Source organism: Maribellus luteus, from assembly GCF_003576475.1.
GTDB classification, from domain to species: domain Bacteria; phylum Bacteroidota; class Bacteroidia; order Bacteroidales; family Prolixibacteraceae; genus Draconibacterium; species Draconibacterium luteum.
Map to the genome: position 1 here is coordinate 1 of NZ_QWGR01000333.1, position 505 is coordinate 505.

At 62.0% G+C, this 505-nt stretch carries 1 protein-coding gene; it reads left to right on the forward strand.

The genetic code is table 11. From position 1 onward, the window contains the following. Window positions 1-505 (forward strand): Rossmann-fold NAD(P)-binding domain-containing protein (locus tag D1614_RS25925; protein WP_206610233.1); only part of this gene is annotated, 505 nt, incomplete at both ends.

The following is a 505-nucleotide window of genomic DNA, read 5'->3' on the forward strand; positions in this document are numbered from 1 at the left end:
GCAACAGAGTTTCTTGCTACCAAGCGTTTGGCTGACGAGGCGTTGACACGGTCCGGCGTACCGTTCGTCATCCTGCGGCCGGCGCTCGTCATCGGCCGCAATTGTTATGGCGGTTCATCGCTGCTGCGAGCATTGGCTGCTTTTCCTCTCGTGACACCGCTGGTGAATGCAAACTCACCGATCGAGGTGGCGGCGCTGGACGACGTCACTCTCGCCGTGATCCACGCACTGGAGAACGGTATTCCCACCGGCAGCGATCTGCATGTCGCGGCACCCCAAATCTTCACGCTGGCACAGATCGTGGCGCGGCATCGGGCATGGCTTGGTCTGCCGGCTGCATCCGTTCTGCCTGTTCCCATGTTTGCAGCATCAGCCGTGTCGCGACTGGCCGATTGGCTCGGCTGGCTTGGCTGGCGCTCGCCCTTGCGGTCGACGGCGATGCTTTCCGCATCTGGCGGCATAACCAGCGCCGCCGGCAATGTGAACTTGCCTTTCACGCCAAGAT